This window comes from Moritella dasanensis ArB 0140, from assembly GCF_000276805.1.
GTDB classification, from domain to species: Bacteria; Pseudomonadota; Gammaproteobacteria; order Enterobacterales; family Moritellaceae; genus Moritella; species Moritella dasanensis.
The window spans coordinates 43418-61494 of sequence record NZ_AKXQ01000020.1; the positions used below are offsets into that span (position 1 = coordinate 43418).

At 40.7% G+C, this 18077-nt stretch carries 22 protein-coding genes; 10 read left to right on the forward strand and 12 right to left on the reverse strand.

Features of this window, described 5'->3' with window-relative positions; all coding sequences use genetic code 11:
- Nucleotides 1–106 precede the first annotated feature (106 nt).
- On the reverse strand, nt 107–544 hold the full coding sequence (locus tag A923_RS0115790; protein ID WP_026006275.1) for a PACE efflux transporter: 438 nt from the start codon (nt 542–544) through the stop codon (nt 107–109).
- Nucleotides 545–849: 305 nt separating this feature from the next.
- Between A923_RS0115790 and A923_RS0115795 the strand changes: the two genes are divergently transcribed.
- The 4 genes from A923_RS0115795 to A923_RS22300 all read left to right on the forward strand — a co-directional run bounded on the left by A923_RS0115795 (nt 850) and on the right by A923_RS22300 (nt 3031).
- Nucleotides 850–1266, forward strand: a complete 417-nt coding sequence (locus A923_RS0115795) for a hypothetical protein (RefSeq protein WP_017222657.1) — start codon at nt 850–852, stop codon at nt 1264–1266.
- Between the two features lie 10 nt (nt 1267–1276).
- Nucleotides 1277–1591, forward strand: coding sequence for a hypothetical protein (locus A923_RS0115800; protein ID WP_017222658.1), 315 nt, complete (start codon nt 1277–1279; stop codon nt 1589–1591).
- Nucleotides 1588–1914 (forward strand): hypothetical protein, encoded by a 327-nt coding sequence (locus A923_RS0115805; protein ID WP_017222659.1) that lies wholly within the window; start codon nt 1588–1590, stop codon nt 1912–1914. The genes A923_RS0115800 and A923_RS0115805 overlap by 4 nt, the downstream gene beginning before the upstream one ends.
- A 130-nt stretch (nt 1915–2044) precedes the next feature.
- Nucleotides 2045–3031, forward strand: a complete 987-nt coding sequence (locus tag A923_RS22300) for a VirK/YbjX family protein (protein WP_017222660.1) — start codon at nt 2045–2047, stop codon at nt 3029–3031.
- A 28-nt stretch (nt 3032–3059) separates the two neighbouring features.
- Here A923_RS22300 and A923_RS0115815 read toward each other — a convergent pair whose 3' ends face one another.
- The 5 genes from A923_RS0115815 to A923_RS0115835 all read right to left on the reverse strand — a co-directional run bounded on the left by A923_RS0115815 (nt 3060) and on the right by A923_RS0115835 (nt 6792).
- Nucleotides 3060–3575: a GNAT family N-acetyltransferase gene (locus A923_RS0115815; RefSeq protein WP_017222661.1), complete on the reverse strand. Its 516-nt coding sequence runs from the start codon at nt 3573–3575 to the stop codon at nt 3060–3062.
- A gap of 323 nt (nt 3576–3898) precedes the next feature.
- Nucleotides 3899–4219 (reverse strand): AzlD domain-containing protein, encoded by a 321-nt coding sequence (locus tag A923_RS0115820; protein WP_017222662.1) that lies wholly within the window; start codon nt 4217–4219, stop codon nt 3899–3901.
- Nucleotides 4212–4940 (reverse strand): AzlC family ABC transporter permease, encoded by a 729-nt coding sequence (locus tag A923_RS0115825; protein WP_017222663.1) that lies wholly within the window; start codon nt 4938–4940, stop codon nt 4212–4214. Before A923_RS0115825 ends, A923_RS0115820 begins: the two co-directional genes overlap by 8 nt.
- Before the next feature lie 44 nt (nt 4941–4984).
- Complete coding sequence (locus A923_RS0115830) at nt 4985–5830, reverse strand: AraC family transcriptional regulator (protein ID WP_017222664.1); 846 nt, start codon at nt 5828–5830, stop codon at nt 4985–4987.
- A gap of 83 nt (nt 5831–5913) precedes the next feature.
- On the reverse strand, nt 5914–6792 hold the full coding sequence (locus A923_RS0115835) for a LysR family transcriptional regulator (RefSeq protein WP_017222665.1): 879 nt from the start codon (nt 6790–6792) through the stop codon (nt 5914–5916).
- 186 nt (nt 6793–6978) lie between these two features.
- Between A923_RS0115835 and A923_RS0115840 the strand changes: the two genes are divergently transcribed.
- On the forward strand, nt 6979–8199 hold the full coding sequence (locus A923_RS0115840; RefSeq protein WP_017222666.1) for an MFS transporter: 1221 nt from the start codon (nt 6979–6981) through the stop codon (nt 8197–8199).
- A 165-nt stretch (nt 8200–8364) separates the two neighbouring features.
- On the opposite strand, the gene A923_RS0115845 is transcribed toward A923_RS0115840, so the two are convergent.
- The gene (locus A923_RS0115845; RefSeq protein WP_017222667.1) at nt 8365–8973 is read right to left on the reverse strand and encodes a LysE family translocator; all 609 of its coding nucleotides are present in this window, start codon (nt 8971–8973) and stop codon (nt 8365–8367) included.
- Between the two features lie 120 nt (nt 8974–9093).
- Nucleotides 9094–10035 (reverse strand): LysR family transcriptional regulator, encoded by a 942-nt coding sequence (locus A923_RS0115850; RefSeq protein ID WP_017222668.1) that lies wholly within the window; start codon nt 10033–10035, stop codon nt 9094–9096.
- A gap of 202 nt (nt 10036–10237) precedes the next feature.
- Between A923_RS0115850 and A923_RS0115855 the strand changes: the two genes are divergently transcribed.
- The 3 genes from A923_RS0115855 (at nt 10238) to A923_RS0115865 (ending at nt 12455) form a co-directional block, all read left to right on the forward strand.
- Nucleotides 10238–11059, forward strand: a complete 822-nt coding sequence (locus tag A923_RS0115855) for a 2OG-Fe(II) oxygenase (RefSeq protein WP_017222669.1) — start codon at nt 10238–10240, stop codon at nt 11057–11059.
- Nucleotides 11060–11185: 126 nt separating this feature from the next.
- The gene (locus A923_RS0115860) at nt 11186–11806 is read left to right on the forward strand and encodes a peptide-methionine (S)-S-oxide reductase (RefSeq protein ID WP_017222670.1); all 621 of its coding nucleotides are present in this window, start codon (nt 11186–11188) and stop codon (nt 11804–11806) included.
- Between the two features lie 85 nt (nt 11807–11891).
- Nucleotides 11892–12455 (forward strand): YceI family protein, encoded by a 564-nt coding sequence (locus A923_RS0115865; protein ID WP_017222671.1) that lies wholly within the window; start codon nt 11892–11894, stop codon nt 12453–12455.
- Nucleotides 12456–12558: 103 nt separating this feature from the next.
- Here the strand turns inward: A923_RS0115865 and A923_RS0115870 are convergent, their stop codons facing one another.
- Nucleotides 12559–13560, reverse strand: coding sequence for an NADH:flavin oxidoreductase (locus A923_RS0115870; RefSeq protein ID WP_017222672.1), 1002 nt, complete (start codon nt 13558–13560; stop codon nt 12559–12561).
- A gap of 92 nt (nt 13561–13652) precedes the next feature.
- On the opposite strand from A923_RS0115870, the gene A923_RS0115875 reads away from it, so the two are divergent.
- Entirely contained in the window at nt 13653–14507 is an 855-nt protein-coding gene (locus tag A923_RS0115875) for a LysR family transcriptional regulator (RefSeq protein ID WP_017222673.1), read from the forward strand.
- Between the two features lie 27 nt (nt 14508–14534).
- Here A923_RS0115875 and A923_RS0115880 read toward each other — a convergent pair whose 3' ends face one another.
- Nucleotides 14535–15224 carry an AraC family transcriptional regulator gene (locus A923_RS0115880; RefSeq protein WP_017222674.1) on the reverse strand — a complete coding sequence of 230 codons (690 nt, stop codon included), beginning with the start codon at nt 15222–15224 and terminating at the stop codon, nt 14535–14537.
- 236 nt (nt 15225–15460) lie between these two features.
- Between A923_RS0115880 and A923_RS0115885 the strand changes: the two genes are divergently transcribed.
- Nucleotides 15461–16714, forward strand: coding sequence for a CynX/NimT family MFS transporter (locus tag A923_RS0115885; RefSeq protein WP_017222675.1), 1254 nt, complete (start codon nt 15461–15463; stop codon nt 16712–16714).
- 1 nt (nt 16715) lies between these two features.
- On the opposite strand, the gene A923_RS0115890 is transcribed toward A923_RS0115885, so the two are convergent.
- Nucleotides 16716–17282, reverse strand: coding sequence for a DNA-3-methyladenine glycosylase I (locus A923_RS0115890; protein WP_017222676.1), 567 nt, complete (start codon nt 17280–17282; stop codon nt 16716–16718).
- A 23-nt stretch (nt 17283–17305) separates the two neighbouring features.
- On the reverse strand, nt 17306–17866 hold the full coding sequence (locus A923_RS0115895; RefSeq protein WP_017222677.1) for a type II secretion system protein: 561 nt from the start codon (nt 17864–17866) through the stop codon (nt 17306–17308).
- Nucleotides 17867–18077: the final 211 nt, after the last annotated feature.

The following is an 18077-nucleotide window of genomic DNA, read 5'->3' on the forward strand; positions in this document are numbered from 1 at the left end:
CCAGACAGCCACAACACTAAGCGTTCTACATATTTTGGTCAAGATGTTTTTAACATAAGTGAAATAAACATCATTCTAATCAGGTTTTAAATGTATTTTAGTTCCATTATACCGTAGTAGTCGGCACTGGAAATATCTTGTCATATGCTAAGTTATAGCCATAAGCATAAAACAAATAAAACAAATAAAACAAATAAAACACGACCATGCCAATATCAAGCACGAATGCATCCCATAAACTTAGGTTTAAGAACCACGCCATAAACGGAATAGTCAAAAACAGCAAACCGCCTTCAAAGCCAAGGCTATGCACAATACGGATCAGAGTTGTTTTCGTCACTGAGCCTATTTTTTTCAGCATGTATTTATCAAAACCGATGTTATAAACATAGTTCCAACCCGTCGCGACAACCGAGAATAATACCCCCATCACACCAACATGCGCGAGTTCAAAACCGAGTTGGCTTAACACACCCATGATGATCACTAAGCCAATAATCTCAAATAAAATAGCGTGCCTAATTCGGTCTAATCTTGTTCTCATTTTATCGTTCTCCACATCGTTATGCTGTATGCCGCAATCATCGTAATTACCGAGCACATTATTGTTAAGCTTTATTATGACAGCCATTCTATCGCAATTTATTATAACTAAAAGTTAGTTTCCATCCGCTTATCGGATGGCATGACTGTACAGTTAGATTTGTTGACAGATGCATACACAAGCTTACCTACAAATGCAGTCAGCCTGTTTACAATGTCCTATACAAACAACTGACTATGAGTCCGACGAGTACTAAATAAGGTAACGTCAGCCACTCACTCGCTTAAATCAATGGGACATTTACAATGAGAAAATATTTGTTGCTTACCCCAATATTATTACTCACAGCTTGCGCTCGCATGGATCACATCCAGGTCGGAGATATAGACCAGAGCCAGGGAAAGCTAAAGCCTATTTCAGTCAAGGTGTCTGAAAATACCGTTAATGTAGACACGACTTTAGCGCTTACTGATGCCGTATTAAGCAATGGCTCAGGCAGTGATGAAATAGAAGCTCTCAGAACTATCTGGGCGCTTATGAATATGGGACCGAGAACAGGTAATCCGGTATTTAATGATGCCTATGCTCAAAATGTACTAAACCAACTTCATGCTCAATGCCAATCAGGCAAAATAACCGCTATTCGCAGCGTCCGAGAAGCCAATGATTACGCCATTGCTAGTGGTGAAATTGTGCGTATCGATGCCGATTGTATACTCTAAGGAATTAATCATGATTCGTAAATTTTGTTTACTATTTATTGCCCTAACACTCAGTGGCTGTGTTGGTTTAAACACAGTATCAATGACGCAAATCCCAAAAGACAAAGGCCAACTTGTAGAAGCTAATGCACATGACTGGGTATTCCTCAATTTCACCACACAAAATGACTTTGCCGACAGAGCTGTAGATAATTTAAAAGACCTGTGTGTTGGCGGTAAAATCAGTGGTGTCTTTACCAAACACCAAACCACTAGTTATTTTCTCGTATTTAAACGCGAAGTCATCGTCAGTGGGTATTGCAGCCTACCTAAGGATAGAATGTGATAAAAAATACATTTAGCACCCTAGTATTACTGTCAGCGGTACTGTTATTAAATGGTTGCACCAGTAGTATCCACATGGTCAATACAGATGGTTTTGATCAAGTAATCCCTGCAGACGTTGATTATAAATATGTCGAAGCAAGCACTAAACAACATGTGATTTTAGGCTTTGCTGCGAATACCAACTATGTTGATGAAGCCCGTCAATCACTTATAGCGCAGTGTGATGGTGAATTGACGGCAGTAAGCACCCAATATTCTACCAACCATAGTTTTTTAAGTTGGTATAACAAAATATTAATGAAGGGTGTTTGCATCGAATAGCATTGCAGTTATCAGCATAATACCCCTGCACACTATTAGCATCCTTCCCTATAAATGACTTACAAATACTTAAAATACTTAAAATATAAACCATCCAATACTTGCTGGCTTTAATAGGAATCAAAAATTGATGTCTAAAATTAACATCTTTAAATTAGCGGATCAGATTTATCCGAATGTAAAAGGGATTAAAAAAATACAAAAAAAAGGCAGGTTCTGTTTTTGGGCTTTAACAAACAGTAAATCAGTCAATACTATGGCCACTCTTTTTTCCCGAAATAATTTAAAAGCAATCTTAGCAAACAACCCTAGTATCATGGAAAAACCGCTAAAACCCTATATATGCGCTAATTGGTCAGGTACAGAACGAATTAAATATTTAACCGAGCATTATCAGTTTATTGATGATACTTTTGGCTTTCTCGCAAGTACTATTATTTCAAATAAAGGTGTTAACATCTTAAGTTTTGAAAGTTTAAGTGGGCTGAAATGTCGTGTATTGCTATATCAAGGATCTAGCCGTGAAGGTGGCCTTGGTATTCGTTTAGTTAACGAAAAATGTCAAAACATTTATGCATTAACATGTAATATTTCCGGTACCCATACTAAAACAATGCACATTGGGGCATTACAAGGTGCTAGCCATGAATTAGAAAACCGTCACGCACTAATTAAAGAACTAACTAAATCATTACACGGATTACGTCCCAAATCATTATTGGTTGAAATGGCATTAATGCTGGCGCGGGTTTTAGGCGTGAGAGAAGTAAAAGCAATTTCAAACAAAGGTCATATTTACCAAGCATTACGTTATATCGGCTCGAAACGTAACTCTGTTACGTTCGATTATGACGGTCTGTGGGACGAATTTGAAGCCACCAAAGAAGATGCTTATTTTTATAGCTTACCGGTGTTTACGCCCCGAAAAGATCCACTCACATTGAAGAAAACCAAACGTAAAATGTACACTAAACGCTACCAATGGTTAGATGATAGTGAAGTTGCCATGGCAAACAATTTAACTCCATGGTTAATGAATCCACCAGCCATTAACCCAACGAATAGCGCTATAGCGGATTCAGCCGATAACTTAAACGATAGCTCACAAGCCGCTTAAACACAGTGAATAGCTGAATACCACCCACTCATGAACAGGTATTCAGCTTATAGAGACGATCCGCATACAAGATACCGCCGATGTCATACGCCAGTGGTATAACCTCCTTCAGCTGAAAACCACACTTCGCCAGCACGGCTTCTGAAGCACAATTACCTTCAGTGACAATACCTTGAAATGCCGTGATCAAATGCACGCGCATTGCCCAGGCAATCACGCTCTGTAAAGATTCTGTCGCATAACCCAGGCCAAAATATTCCGGTAATAACAGATAACCTACTTCTGCAGATCGACCATCATAATCAAAACCAGTGATCCCAACAGCCTGATTAGTCTCACTATCAATGATAACCAAACACAGCCAAGCACCAGACGTCACCGACCAGCGTGGTAAACGTGAATCAAATCTAGCGCGAACATCATCAACACAAGGTTGATCAAAGCATTTTTCGATCACACGAGGTTCTGTATTTAAACGTAGAAATAGCGGCCAATCAGACTCGGTGATTTGGCGCATCGTTAAACGCTCTGTGGTTATTAACATATCCCTACCTCTACAACAAATTTTTAATCCTATAATATATAAAACATTTCAGGCTATATATACCCAAGTTACTTCAAGATGCGATATCAGAGACTAGCAGGGATATCAGAACAAGGCGCAATATGTAGAGAATGGTTATTCCATTTTCAAATATTGCAACGCTGTGCTGTTATTCCTGCTAGCCTCCCTTGGGGCAAACCGAATGAAGGAATCTTCGGCGTTATGAAGTCTTAATTTAGAATAACTAAATTCTCGACTTCATGCCTTGAATATTCTCTCCTTTCGGTTTGCTGATTGTGCATCTTGAAGTAGCTTGGGTATATCTATAAGATAATCCTAAAAATCACAAAAGCAGACATTCCCAGAAATACCACAGCTAAAGTATTTTTCATTTTCAAACTTAATAACACGGTAAATAAACCTGCATACAAGAAAGGGCTATTGAAAAATGCGACATCACTAGCGGTATGCCCCAGGAATACAATCGGCATCCACATTGCTGTTAATACCGCCGGAGCAGTAAAACTTAAAACACGCTTAATTCTCGGATTTAATTCAAATGAAATAGTTCGCGATAAAAACAAATAGCGACATGAAAAAGTAATACATGTCATCACAGCTAAAACCAACCAAAAATTATCCATTATCATACTCCTTCATCGGATTTAAATAGCCCGCTAACATCCCACAAAAAGTAGCCACTATCAACGCATAGTCAGGTATGTAAATTGAGAATAATAAGACGCTAAAACCACTCACGACGGCAGAAATCAATATTGAAACATCTTTAATGGTGGGAATAACGATGGCAATAAAAGTCGCCGCTATCGCAAATTCTAACCCCATACTCTCTAGATTTGGTATGTATTGACCCGCAACAATACCTGCGAAAGTCGACAAATTCCAAACCACATAAAACGTAATGCCAGCGCTTAAAGCATATAACGCAGAGAAAACTCTGTGCTTCTCAATGTAAGCGCAAGTGACAGCAAACATTTCATCCGTTAGAAAAAATGCAATACAAATTCGAGATAAAAAAGATAGCTGCCGAACATGTTCTCTAAACACCGCTGAATATAAAAGATGCCGAGAACTGATCACAAACGTAGATGAAAAAATAGATGAAATGGCGCCAGTTGCGCCCATTATCGTTATGCTAGCAAGTTGTGCAGCGCCAGCAAAAACCAATAGCGACATCAGTTGAGCCTGAATAGCGGTGAGTCCAATTTTAATTGCTAATGAACCGCACAAAATCCCCCACGGTACCGTCGCCAATGCTAACGGCATAATATCGATTACCGCACCGCTCATTACGCTCACATCGTTTGTTCTTGAGCTAGCAACAACATCAGTTTCATTTAACATACATAAACCCCTTCAAAATTTAGAAGCAGCTTAGAATGAAAAAACTAAGTCATCTTGTACAAAACTGCTTGTTTTTGAAATTTACTCGGGGATGTTCCCATCGATCTTTTAAAATGGCGATTGAAATGACTCTGATCGTGAAAACCACAATCAACAGCAACTTCAACGGGCTTAATACCTAGCATTAACAATGATTTAGCTTTCTTTAGTCGAACTTGGATCTGGTAACTATGGGGAGCCATATGGAACTGTTTTTTAAATTGACGGATAAAATGAAATTGACTTAATCCAGCCATCGTCGCCAGCGTTACCAGTGATACATCTTCTTGAGGATATGCATCAAGATACTCTTTAACTAATAGCAGCCGCTGCTTACTGCCAGAAAGATCACAAGGTGTATCTCTTGTTGAGGAATGACGCAGGGTCATATTCATCATGATGCTATACAAAATTGTCTCAATGAGTAATTTCGAAGCATGACTATCGATTTGAGCAAAGAGTAATCTTAGTTGTTCTGATAATTGAGGATCTTTGATCACCGCATTACTAAAATAAGGCGCATGTAATTTACCATCATAGAGATCATGAGTAATGCTCTCAAAATGTGAGGGATGCGGATACATAGCGCGATAACGCCAACCTCCCAGTGTCGCAGACTCGCCAGTATGAACATCATCAGCATTCACTAAAATCATCGAGTCTTCATCCGCTATATGTGTATTGCCACTGCGATAAAAACGTTGTGCCCCTTTATCAATCACACCTATTGTATAACCTTCATGGACATGTTTTGAAAATGTCTGTTCTTGATAATCAGCATCGACAATTTCCAATCCGTTAAAAGCATCTACAATTTTAAATTCAGCTTTCTCTTTGCTTATTTTAGGCATCTTGCTTCTTATCGTATTGGAGCATTATTTAATAGTACAATATTGCTCATTTATTTGAAGAAATATCAGCTCAAAGCCATTTACTATTTATTCACTTGCGCCAAGGTAAACTCAACAAAACGCCTGTTCGCCAACGACAAATAACCATCTTTACGCCATGCAAGAGCCAGATCCAAATAGATAGGTGGATCAAACGGGATCCCCATGACATCCGTTTCTTGATCTGTGACTAACTCTAACAGTGCAGTAATAGCAAATTCATTCTTGACGATATTCAGGATCATAGTGATCAGGTTTGTTTCAAAAGAATAATTTGCAGTCATGTTATTGGCTCGACACAAACCATCAATCACTTCGCGATGAAAATAACCGGCCTTAAACATCACTAATTCATGGGTGAAAAAGTCGGCGTAAGTCACCGATTTCGCACTGGCTAATGCATGGTTTTTACCGACAGCGGCCACCATCTGCGGGCGCACAAAACGCTGAACTTGCAACGTGTCAGGCACATGATCATCGACGATCACGCCTAAATCTAATTCACCCGAGAGTAACTTTTCTTTAATCGTTTGGGTACCACCTTCCATGATACTTAATTTTAAATTCGGGTACTTAAACTTAAATGCCATTAATATTTCGGGAAAGAAATACGAGCCCATCATGCCCGGAATACCAATACTGACCTCACCTTGTTCTAATCCACGTAAATCATTTAGCGCGGTTTCAGCATCGCTAATACGGGCAAGAATATCTTTACTGTGGACAAGCAATACCTCGCCTTCTTTGGTCACCACCACACCTTTACTGCTGCGGATCAATAATGGCATACCAATTTGTTGTTCAAATTTACGCATGGCAATACTCAGCGCCGACTGGGCGATACCAAGGTGCTCGGCCGCTTTGGTATAACTGCCCTGCGCAACAATGGTGGCAAAATAATGTAATGTTTTTGAATTTAGCATAACTAAAATAGATGCCTTCCATCATATTTATATATTTTTAATATTAGCATTACTCCACTACTCTATAAGCATTGTTAGTACCGTATTAGCTTAATAAAGGTGATCATGCTATCACCTTAGTTATTACCTTAGTGATTACCCTAGCTATTACCCTAGCTATCAACTTAGCATCAGCAGGACGGATTAATGATTGCACTGCATTCTCAAGATTATAAAAAAGTAACATTGGGGCTTGGACTTGGTTCATTTCTGGTATTTTGCAATTTATATTATTTTCAGCCGCTACTGCCGTATTTCATGGTTAAGTTTAACGCCACTGAATTACAAGTTAACTGGTTGTTTTCCAGCACCACCTTAGCGGTTGCTTTATCCCTGCTGCCTTGGGCAATCTTATCTGAAGTGATTGGCCGTCGCCCCATTATGCGCTGCAGCTTAGTGCTTATTCCCTGTATTAATTTTTTAATGTTTATCAGCCCTGATTTAAATACGCTAATTTTATTGCGCGCGTTACTTGGTATTGCCCTCGCTGGATTTATTGCTGTCGCGGTCGCCTATATGGCCGAAGAGTTTGCACCAGCAGCACTGGTGATCGCGGTAGGTGGTTATATTAGCGCAAACACACTCGGAGGCATTATTGGGCGGATATATGGTGGAGTGATGACAGATGCGATAGGACTACAATGGACTATTTTAGCGATGTCGATACTCAGTGGTATCGCGCTACTGATCATATTTCCGTTGATATTAAAACAACGTCATTTTATCGCGCAACAAGGGCGACTATCCCATCATGGTAGACAGATTATTAAACATATTAAAACACCCACGCTGTTTTTTGCCATGTTAATTGGCGGACTTAATTTTTCCGTGTTCATTAATATATTTTCAGTGATGGGATTTAAATTATCAGCCGCACCTATCTCACTATCCGCCAGCTTATTATCATTGGTGTTCTTGTGTTACCTCAGCGGCACTGTTTCAGCAAAATTAAGTGGCCGTTGGCTACATCACCATTCCTTATTCAGCGGGTTATTACTCGGCGTCGCGATTAGCGTCGTTGGGCTGATGATCCTTTCACTGCAAACCATGCTCACCATCATTATCGGATTATTGGTATTAAGCGCAGGGGCATTCTTTATTCATGCTTTGGCTTACAGCCACATTGGCCGCAGTGCGACACAAGGTAGATCGACAGCAACCGCACTCTATCTGGTGATGTATTATTCAGGCGGTAGTGTCGGTGGCTTTATACTTATCTATTGCTGGCAAGTCGGTGGATGGTGGACGGTATTAGCTGCAACAAGTATTATTCATACCCTCATGGTGGCGTTAGTCTTTGCACTGAAATTGGTATCTCGACGTTCACTCAGTGAACCCGATAGTACGCAGGTTCCTTGCCAGCGATGATGAGCCAGCGTGCCCCAGCGTCTTGCTATTACCGCAACAATGACCACGCACCTTCGAAGATCACCACGATCTACAACCGATCCTCACCTTTGCTTAAAAAGCAATGGTGATTAAAAAGCATGAATTACAACATCACAACAAAACCACAACATTACAACGACGCCTCTACATCGCCACTCGCGCTGCAACAGCCAGTAATACGACGCCAGTCACCTTATCAATCTTATGCACGTTATTTCTTAATTTATCCAACAATGACGACTGCGACAAGACAATGGCAATCATGCAATACCATAAGGTATCAAACGTAAATACCGTGCCGACCATAATCAGGTTTTGCAACCAACCCGCGTCTGCTTCGACAAATTGCCCAAATAATGCCAAAAAGAAAATGGCTAATTTCGGGTTCAAAAACGCAATCATAAAACCTTGTACTACGCTGTCTTTTAAGGTCACGATTTCCTTTGCTTGCTCCGCATTTTCTAACGCAGGTTTTGACGTTAATGCTTTATAAGCCAAGCGTAATAACATCGCCACACCGGCATATTTAATGACATTAAATAACCACGGCGTTTGTTGGATCACGATTGCTAGACCCACCACAGTTAACGTCGCATACACTCCCACACCAACACCATGCGCAATACTAGTCGCGACACCATTAACACGACCTCCAGAGATCGTGTGCTTTAATACCACAGCGAGACTTGGACCCGGTGTCATTGCGCCCATCATGCAAATCAGCGCTAAAGACATCCATGCAGTTAATTCCATACTCAACCTCTACTGTTATTTATTAATGATTATATTGTTATAGTCGTTGTTAGAAAGCCTTATTAATTGCTTTCAGTTGCCCACATCTTAACGAAGTTAAATCATGAACAAAAGTTGCATTTAATACTTATCACCATGAAGTAATTTCATACCTTGTGCCTTTGTGCGTTCAAGATGATTTTTTAAGAAGGGATAACACAGTTCTCTAAACCAAGTATGCTCTGGATCTTGATGGTGTTTGGCATGCCACAACAAATAATACTGCTGTGGTTTCAGATCGATCGGCAGTGTCATGATCCGAAGATCGTATGTTTGCGCAAAGTCTGCCGCGATATGTAATGGTGTCGTCAGCAAGGTATCGGTTTTTAATAACAGCTCAATCGCCGCTTGGAAAAAAGGTACCGAAGCAAACACCTGACGCTGCTCACCCAGCGCTAATAATGCCAAATCGACCGGACTGTCTTTATCGCCACCGCCACTGATCAAAACATGCTTGGCATTAATGTACTCGGTCACCGATAGATCATTAGTCTGACACAAGGGATGCTGAGGACGGCACACGACCACCAGCTGATCTTCACCAATCGTTTTACCATGCAAGTTTTCAGGCACATTATCGGTAATGGTACTGACTAGATCTAACGGCATGTCAGCTAACTCGGTCAGCTTGTCTTTATGCCAAAGCTGATATTCCACGCTGGCACAAGCCGCATTGACAGCGAGTTCACAACATATCGACGGCAAGATCGCTTGCGCTACATAATCACTCGAGGCAAGAGTAAATTGGCGTGAGCACTGACTCGGATCCACCACACTCGGTAAATACAAATTATCCAAGGTCTGCATCAATAGCGGTAACTGCGCTTTTAATTCTTCCCCCTTACGCGTTAGTACAAATTGATTACCTTCTCGAATCACGATCTTGTCATGAAATGCCGCGCGGATCTGCGTGAGGGTTTTACTTATCGCCGATTGGGTAACATTGAGTTGTCGTGCCGACGCGGTCAAATTACGCGTTTGTAATATTGAAATTAACGCCGGTAATAATTTGTAGTTATTCAAAGGGCACTCGCCATACAAAGTAATCAGTCACCATCATAACGTAATTTTTCTTTGTCGTGATTTTAAAACTTAACTCTCTGAACTTATTAATTAAATATTCATTAAATAGTGACGGTGTAATTTATCGAACGGAAATGTCGCTTATGGGTTTTTTATGATGTGCTAAAATGTGTATCAAACGTGGTTAAATGGTAGGTGTACGATGAACAGACTCGATATTGCAGACTTAATTATTGATAAGCTAACTGAACAAGCTGATACGATCAAAGCAATGTATGATGACTCAGTCAGCCGTATTGGTCACTTCTATATTGATAACTTTTTGCCCGTTGATTTAGCCACAAAAATATACTCTGTATTTCCTCACTATAACGACATGATGTTAGTGGGTGGTAAATATAACCTGAGAGAATATAAATACGTCACGGCGCAAATGAATAACCATGACCCCTTGTTAGAAGAAGCTATTTTTGCATTTCAAGACCCGCGTATTCTTAGCCTCGTTAAAAACATTTGTGGTATTGAGAGTCTCTACGCCGATGAAAATCTCTATGCAGGGGGTATTTCATTAATGCACCAAGGTCAGTTCTTGAATCCTCATTTAGACAATTCACACGAAAAAGACCGTAAACAATGGCGCGTTCTCAATCTATTATATTATGTCACGCCAGATTGGCAGCAGGCTAACGGCGGTAATTTAGAACTCTGGCCCGACGGTATCGAGAATAAACAACTTACCATAGAGAGTGTATTCAATCGACTAATCGTCATGGCGACACATGACGGATCATGGCACTCTGTTAGCCCTATCACCGCTGATAAAAATAGAACCTGTGTATCAAATTATTACTTTTCAGATAATGCGCTTAAACCCACAGATAAATTCCATGTCACCTCATTTCGCGGCCGACCCGATCAGGGTGTTAGAGATGTGGCTTTACAAGCTGATAATGCGTTGCGCCAAGGCGTGCGAAAATTATTTCCGCTTGGAGTTGTAAAAACCAAGCAAATTTATAAAAAATAATCACATAGGCCTAGCTATGAAGCTTTTTTATAGTCCATAATTAACTAGCTTAACGTCTTATCTCGCATTAATTGGCAAGGCAGACGGATAACCGTAATAAAAGATAGGCGCATACAAGGAAGTATAATGGCTAGTACAATAAATAATGCAATGAATAGTGTAATAGACTCTACAACAAGCAGTTCTATAGATAGTGATACAAACACCATAGGCAAAAAAATCGGCCTCAGTGGCACCTGTTATTGGTGTACAGAAGCGATCTTTTTGTCACTACGTGGCGTGACGAAAGTAGAACAAGGCTGGATATCTTCATTTGCTGACGATGATTGGTTTTCAGAAGGTATTATTGTTTCTTACATGCCCGACGTGATCAGTTTAAAAAATCTCATCGCTATTCATTTGCATACCCACAGCAGCACAAAAATCCATTCAATGCGGGATAAATATCGCAGCGCCGTCTATGCGATGGAGCCTTATCAAATCACCGAAATAAAACACAACTTAGCTTTATTGCAAGATGAGTTTGAACAACCGCTCATTACCCGTGCCTATACACTTAACCAATTCAAATTGTCAGATGAGTCCATGCAAAATTATTACTACAGCGATCCACAACGGCCATTTTGTGAAAATATCATCACCCCAAAATTAAAAAAACTACTCAGTAGCCATGCTCATTTAATCAATAAAGCCAAGCTGCCAGCAACGCTAATAGCAAGTGACCATGACGCGTTAATAACAACGTGATAAAAGCGTGATGAATCAAACTATTTATCACGCTATGATGAATACGACTTTAAGTTTTAAATAACGTTAATTAAGGAAAATAAACATGAAAAAAACACTGCTTTTATCACTGGCATTATTGTCATTTCAATCATTTGCTACAGACAAGTTTAATGTAGAAACAGATTTGTCATCACTCAGTTTTGCTACCATAAAAAAACAATATGTCGTCGAACCAGCAACGATCACGGGGTTAACTGGCAGTCTAGATGAGCAGGGTAGATTTGCGGTTATCGTACCAGTAGAAAACGTAGACACAGGTGTTTCCATCCGTAATGAGCGCCTTAACTCATTGTTTTTTGATGCGTCTGAAAACCCAGTCATCATGATTAGCGGACAGTTTGATTTAGCGTCGTTAACCCAGCCAATTTCAAAAATGATCGTGCCTGCAGAAGTGTCTTTCTATGGCAATAAAAAGATATTTAACTTTCCGGTTATCATCACTAAAACAGACAATGCTATTATCGTCAGTTCGTATACACCCGTGATCGTTAAAGCCAGTGACTTTTCTATTCCAGCGGCTAACTTGACCAAGCTAGCAGCAACCGTAGGTGGTCTTGCGCTTTCAGACGCAGTGCCAGTTAATATCAATCTGGTATTTAAAAAATAAATGGCGAAAATATAAACCACGACTGTTCATATTGCCCGTTTGTTTATCGAGTCGACAATGCAAACGGGTTAACCTCTGTTTATCCGTTTATCCGTTTATCCGTTTATCCGTTTATTTTAATCATTTGACAGGCATAAAAATCAGCAGGATTTTTAAGTATAGATCTACCCACTGCGGCGAGATCTAACCAGTCGTTTTCAATCGCAGTATCAATATAATCGCCTTCTTCAATACCACCAACACCGATAATAGGCACGCCTAAATTAGCCTGTTTCATATATTGGGATTCATTAATTAAATACCCTTGCCCACGCCTATTTTTAGGTCGCGTCCAACCGCCAATACCAGATGAAATGTTTAATATATCCACGCCAGCTGTAACCATAAGTTGTGCAGCGTCTACCATATCAGTTTGACTCAGACCACCGGGATAGAGATCTTGTCCGGGGATCCGCACCATCAATTTTAATTTCGGCGCCTGCTGACTGATGTCAGTGATGATGTCGGTGATCAAGCGCGCTTGATTGATTAACGTGCCGCCATGTTTATCTGTTCTTTGATTGGTGATCGGGGATAAGAATTGGTTTAACCCATAACCATGCGCACAATGTAACTCGACAAAATCAAACCCAGCCTGTTCAGCCCTAAGCGCGGCATGCACAAAATCTTGTTGCCAATCCGCAATATCGTCCATCGTCATTGCCCGTGGTAAGGGTAACTCTCGGTCATAAGCTGGCACGGTAATACCGGCAGGCCCCATTAAATCAACACTAGTGCCACTACTGTCTTTACCGCCACAGTGAGTCAATTGCAATGCCGCTTTGGCACCAGCTTGATGAATAATGTTGGCTATTTCTGCCAGTCCCGCAATACAGCGATCATCATGTGCACCTAATTGATTTGCTTCACTGCGTCCAGCCAGAGAGACAAAGCTGTATTCAACCATAACTAAACTCGCGCCTGATTTAGCCAAATTGGCATAATGTGTCAAGGTATCCAACGTCGCTAAACCCTCTAGGTCGGCTGTTTGCGATGCCATAGGCGGCACGACTAAACGGTTTTTTAATGTAAATGAATCAGTAATCAGTGGGCTAAAACGTGGCATAAGATCTCCTAATCTATTGCAGCTATGATACGCTGCTCACAAATACTATTGGTAAACGATTTATAGATGATTGTTTCCATATTGGAATCTATATGAAAATCGAAGATTTAAAACTATTTGTGCAAGTTGCTGGTTACTTAAGTCTGCGAGAAGCAGCATTACATTTAAATATGCAACCGGGCACGTTATCAAAAGTCGTCCGCCGGGTAGAAAGTTATTATCAACAAGCATTGTTTGTGCGAATAGGTAAAGGTTGGCAGTTGTCTCCAGCGGGTAAAACGTTGTTAGCACGCAGTAATGAATTATTAAATATCAACCATGATATCGAGTTGGAACTAGGTCAACCACAGCGCACCCATATGCGTATTAGCGGTGCCGATGGGTTGTTAAATCATTATCTTCCCGCTTTAGTTGCCCCGCTGCAAGAATATGATCATGAACTCACCTTAGCGACGTTTAAGGATCCTGGAGTTGATAGCTTGTTACGCTATCAGGTCGATCTCGCGTTGGTGGCGACAAATGGTGAACCACCTCAAATTCAGGGTATTAAAACCAAGTTATTAGCTCAGGTTAAATTTGTATTAGCCTGTAACTCAAGCCACCCCTTAGCAAAACGAGAGTCTGCGATCCCTATTACCGAGATCCTTGAATATGGATTTATTGTGCCATCGAGTAATATTTATGGTGATACCGGCAGTTTATTAAGTAATGATGGCTGGCATGATGAAGCCTTTGCAAGGCGAATTGTGGCGCGCGTGGATACCATTTCGGCATTAGCTAGTTTATTAAAAACCCAACACTGGCTGGCTTATATTCCAGAATACTTGTTGGATGAAAATCAGCTGAGCATACTGACAAGTCACGGTTGTCCTTATACCTGCAATCAATTTATCTGGTTATGCTGTCATCAAAAAATACAATATGGTTGGATTAATCGCCTGTTTTAATAGGTTTTTTTAGGCACCGCGATAACATCATGATACTGCAAGCCGCATATACTGTTTAGGTGGCTTGCCTAAGGTCTTTTTGAAAAAAGTAATAAACGCACTAACAGATTCATAACCTAAATCTTCTGATATACGTTGTACCGATTCATTTGACGACAACTTTTGCAACGCCATTACCAGATGAAGTTGCCCACGCCAACGCCCAAAAGTCATGCCGATTTCTTGTTTCACTAAGCGAGAAAATGTTCTTTCACTCATGGCGTATAACGCCGCCCACTCCCCCACCGTTTTACGATCGGCAGGATTAACTAATAGTTGATTAGCAATCTGATTAAGCCTTGGCTCTGCTGGAATAGGAAAGTCGAAATGTTCTTTAGGCATACCAATAAGTTCATCAATCAATACTTGCGCCAATCTCACGGTACTTTCATCCGCTGAGTAATGTTGATCTTTACTCGCCAAACTAATAATTAACTCGCGTAATAACGGTGAGATAGACAAGGTACAAATTTTATCTGGTATTCCCACCACTTCAGGATCCACAAATAACATGCATACATCATCACTGATAGAAATATGATTACTGTGCGGTACTTGGCTTGGGATCCAAACGGCACAGTTAGCCGGTACCATCCAGATTGCATCGGCAATTGAACAGCGAACAAAACCGGTTAATGGCATCACTAACTGACATTTCACATGTTGATGAACTGGCATTTCATAGGCTCTTTCCAGGCCCGATGTCCGCAGAGCATTGACACTTTCGGTATATCTGTCCGAATCGAAACCTATTTTATAGTGAGGTAGTTGCATAGTGGCCTAATTGCATAGTGACTTAATTGAATAGTGAAGTAGTTTCATAATGGCTGTTTTTAGCAACAAATTGTCAATATACATAAATTCAGATTGATTGGGAATGGGTAATATAAGCCATCGCTTCAGAGGACAAACTCATGCCACAAGATAATAAACCCAATATTGCTCACCCTATATTGCTCATAATCAGTATTTTACTCATCGCCAGTAACTTACGCGGCCCCATTACCGGTATAGGACCGATCTTAGATTTTATCTCTAACGATCTCAATTTATCGGCCACACAAGCCGGTATGCTGACCACATTACCACTGCTGGCATTTGCTATTTTCTCACCACTGTCCTCGGCGTTAGCCCGCAGAATTGGCCTTGAACCATCCTTGATGTTGGCACTCGTGGCAATCACCAGTGGTATAGTCCTACGTTCGGCAGGCTCAAGCCTCACCTTGTATTTAGGCACCTGTGTTATCGGCATCGGTATTGCTATCGGTAACGTACTCCTACCGAGTTTATTAAAGCGCGACTTCCCGAATCAAGGTCCGACGTTAACCGCGATTTATGTGCTTACCATGGGCGTAGGTGCAACACTCAGTGCTAGCACTACAATACCTATGCTGAACGTCGCTGATAGCCTAAATGTCACTTTTATCCCTAACTGGGCATTTGCACTGGCGGGTACTATTATCTTGCCAATTATCACCATGTTAATTTGGTTACCACAGTTAAGTAACCACACCAAACCCGCCGCTGATACACCGGATATTGATAGCCACAGTTATATGTGGCGCGACAAAGCAGCTTGGCACGTGTCAGGGTTCTTGGCGTTCAACTCATTTATTATGTATGCCTTCATTGCCTGGTTACCTAGCATCTTAGTCAGCTATGGTTATTCAGAGCACGACGCAGGCTACATTCACGGTGTTTTACAATTGGCATCAGCAGCACCAGCACTGGTACTGATCCCATTAATGGCAAAAGTAAAAGACAAACGCACCCTAGGGTTAGCGATGACTATATTGGCTTTCATTGGCATTACAGGTTTACTGATGATGCATCAACACGCTGTCATTTGGGTGACATTACTCGGCTTTAGCTGTGGTGGTGGTTTTATTCTCGGATTATCTTTTGTCGGCCTGCGCACACATAACTCACATCAAGCCGCGTCATTATCTGGCATGGCACAATGTATCGGTTATTTATTTGCCGCGACCAGCCCCATTATTTTTGGGTCAATGCATGAAGCAACAAGCAGCTGGGATATGCCATTAACGCTGGCTGCAGGAATGAGTCTTATCTGGGTAGGTTTAGCGACGCTTGCGGGGAAGTCGGCATTAATTAGCCCACCGAACTTGTTGACCAAAACTAAATCAGCTGAGTTGACAAGTAAATAAATTAAAGCTGCACTTGTTGATGACGGAAGCAATCGGTGGTGTGATCGTTAACCATACCGGTTGCTTGCATAAACGCATAGCAAATCGTCGGGCCGACAAAGTTAAAACCACGCTTTTTTAAATCTTTGCTCATGGCTTCTGAGATGTCAGTTTTAGCCGGTGTTGCAGCCAGTGAAGGTAAATTATTTTGCAGCGTCACGCCATTAACAAAACCCCAAATATACGCATCGAACGAACCAAATTCGGCTTGGATATTTAAAAAACCTTGGGCATTTTTTATCACAGAGCGAATTTTTAACTTATTACGCACAATCCCTTCATTCCCGAGTAAGCAGTTAACGTCGTCTTCGTTATACTTAGCTATCAGCTTATAATCAAACTGATCCAGAGCCAGTCGGTAATTCTCGCGTTTCCTCAGTATTGTTATCCAACTTAATCCCGCTTGCGCGCCTTCCAAAATCAAGAATTCAAATAAGCGTTGTTCATCATGAACTGCTACGCCCCACTCTTCATCATGATAAGTCACATATAACGGGTCGTCTCCACACCAAGTACATCTGTTATTCATTGCTTATCCGACCTTTATCAAAATTAACAACCCGTCGTTTCTAAGCTAAACAATTGAGTTTTATCGGTATGGTGATATTCGGCATAACAGAAATCCTTACTCAAATCCCCAGTGCCATAACCAATACGCGAGAAGTCATTGTCTTCATAAACCGTGATTTCAGCATAGGTTGCGGTGCGATTGCCGCTCGCTATTGTCACATCCAGCGGCACACCTAACTCCATAAACGTTTCAATAAAATAGGCATGTGGCGTTGTCGCTTCACTTTTCGTTTCTGGATAACCACGATAAAACTGATAATCCCCATAGTCTGTTGCGATGGTGACATTATCACCCAATATATTGTCAATTTGAGCCTTCATATGCAGCAATCGCACTGTTGATTTCAGGCTACCGTGAAAGTTTTCAACCGTTTCTTTTTTTGCATCATCTTTTAAATCGATAAAACGCGGGACGGCCGTTGCAGACAGCACACCTAAAACAACAATCGTAATGACCAATTCAATGAGCGTAAAACCACTATTTATTTTAGATATATTGTTTATTTTAAACCCTGTATTTCTTTTAAACGCAGTAAAATCCATTTTCTCTCTCGGTTAAATTTTCGAACTATCTGTTAGCTGTTTTCACTCTCGATGAGAGATTTGTAATATTATGCCTTATAAAATACTTAGTACTATAAGCTTAATTGCAAAATAATGAATGCCCAGCTTAAAAAGCTTCTATCTCACTATTTTTTATGTAAATTTTACGATGTATTATTTTCTACGTATTCTTTTCTACGTAATATTCTAC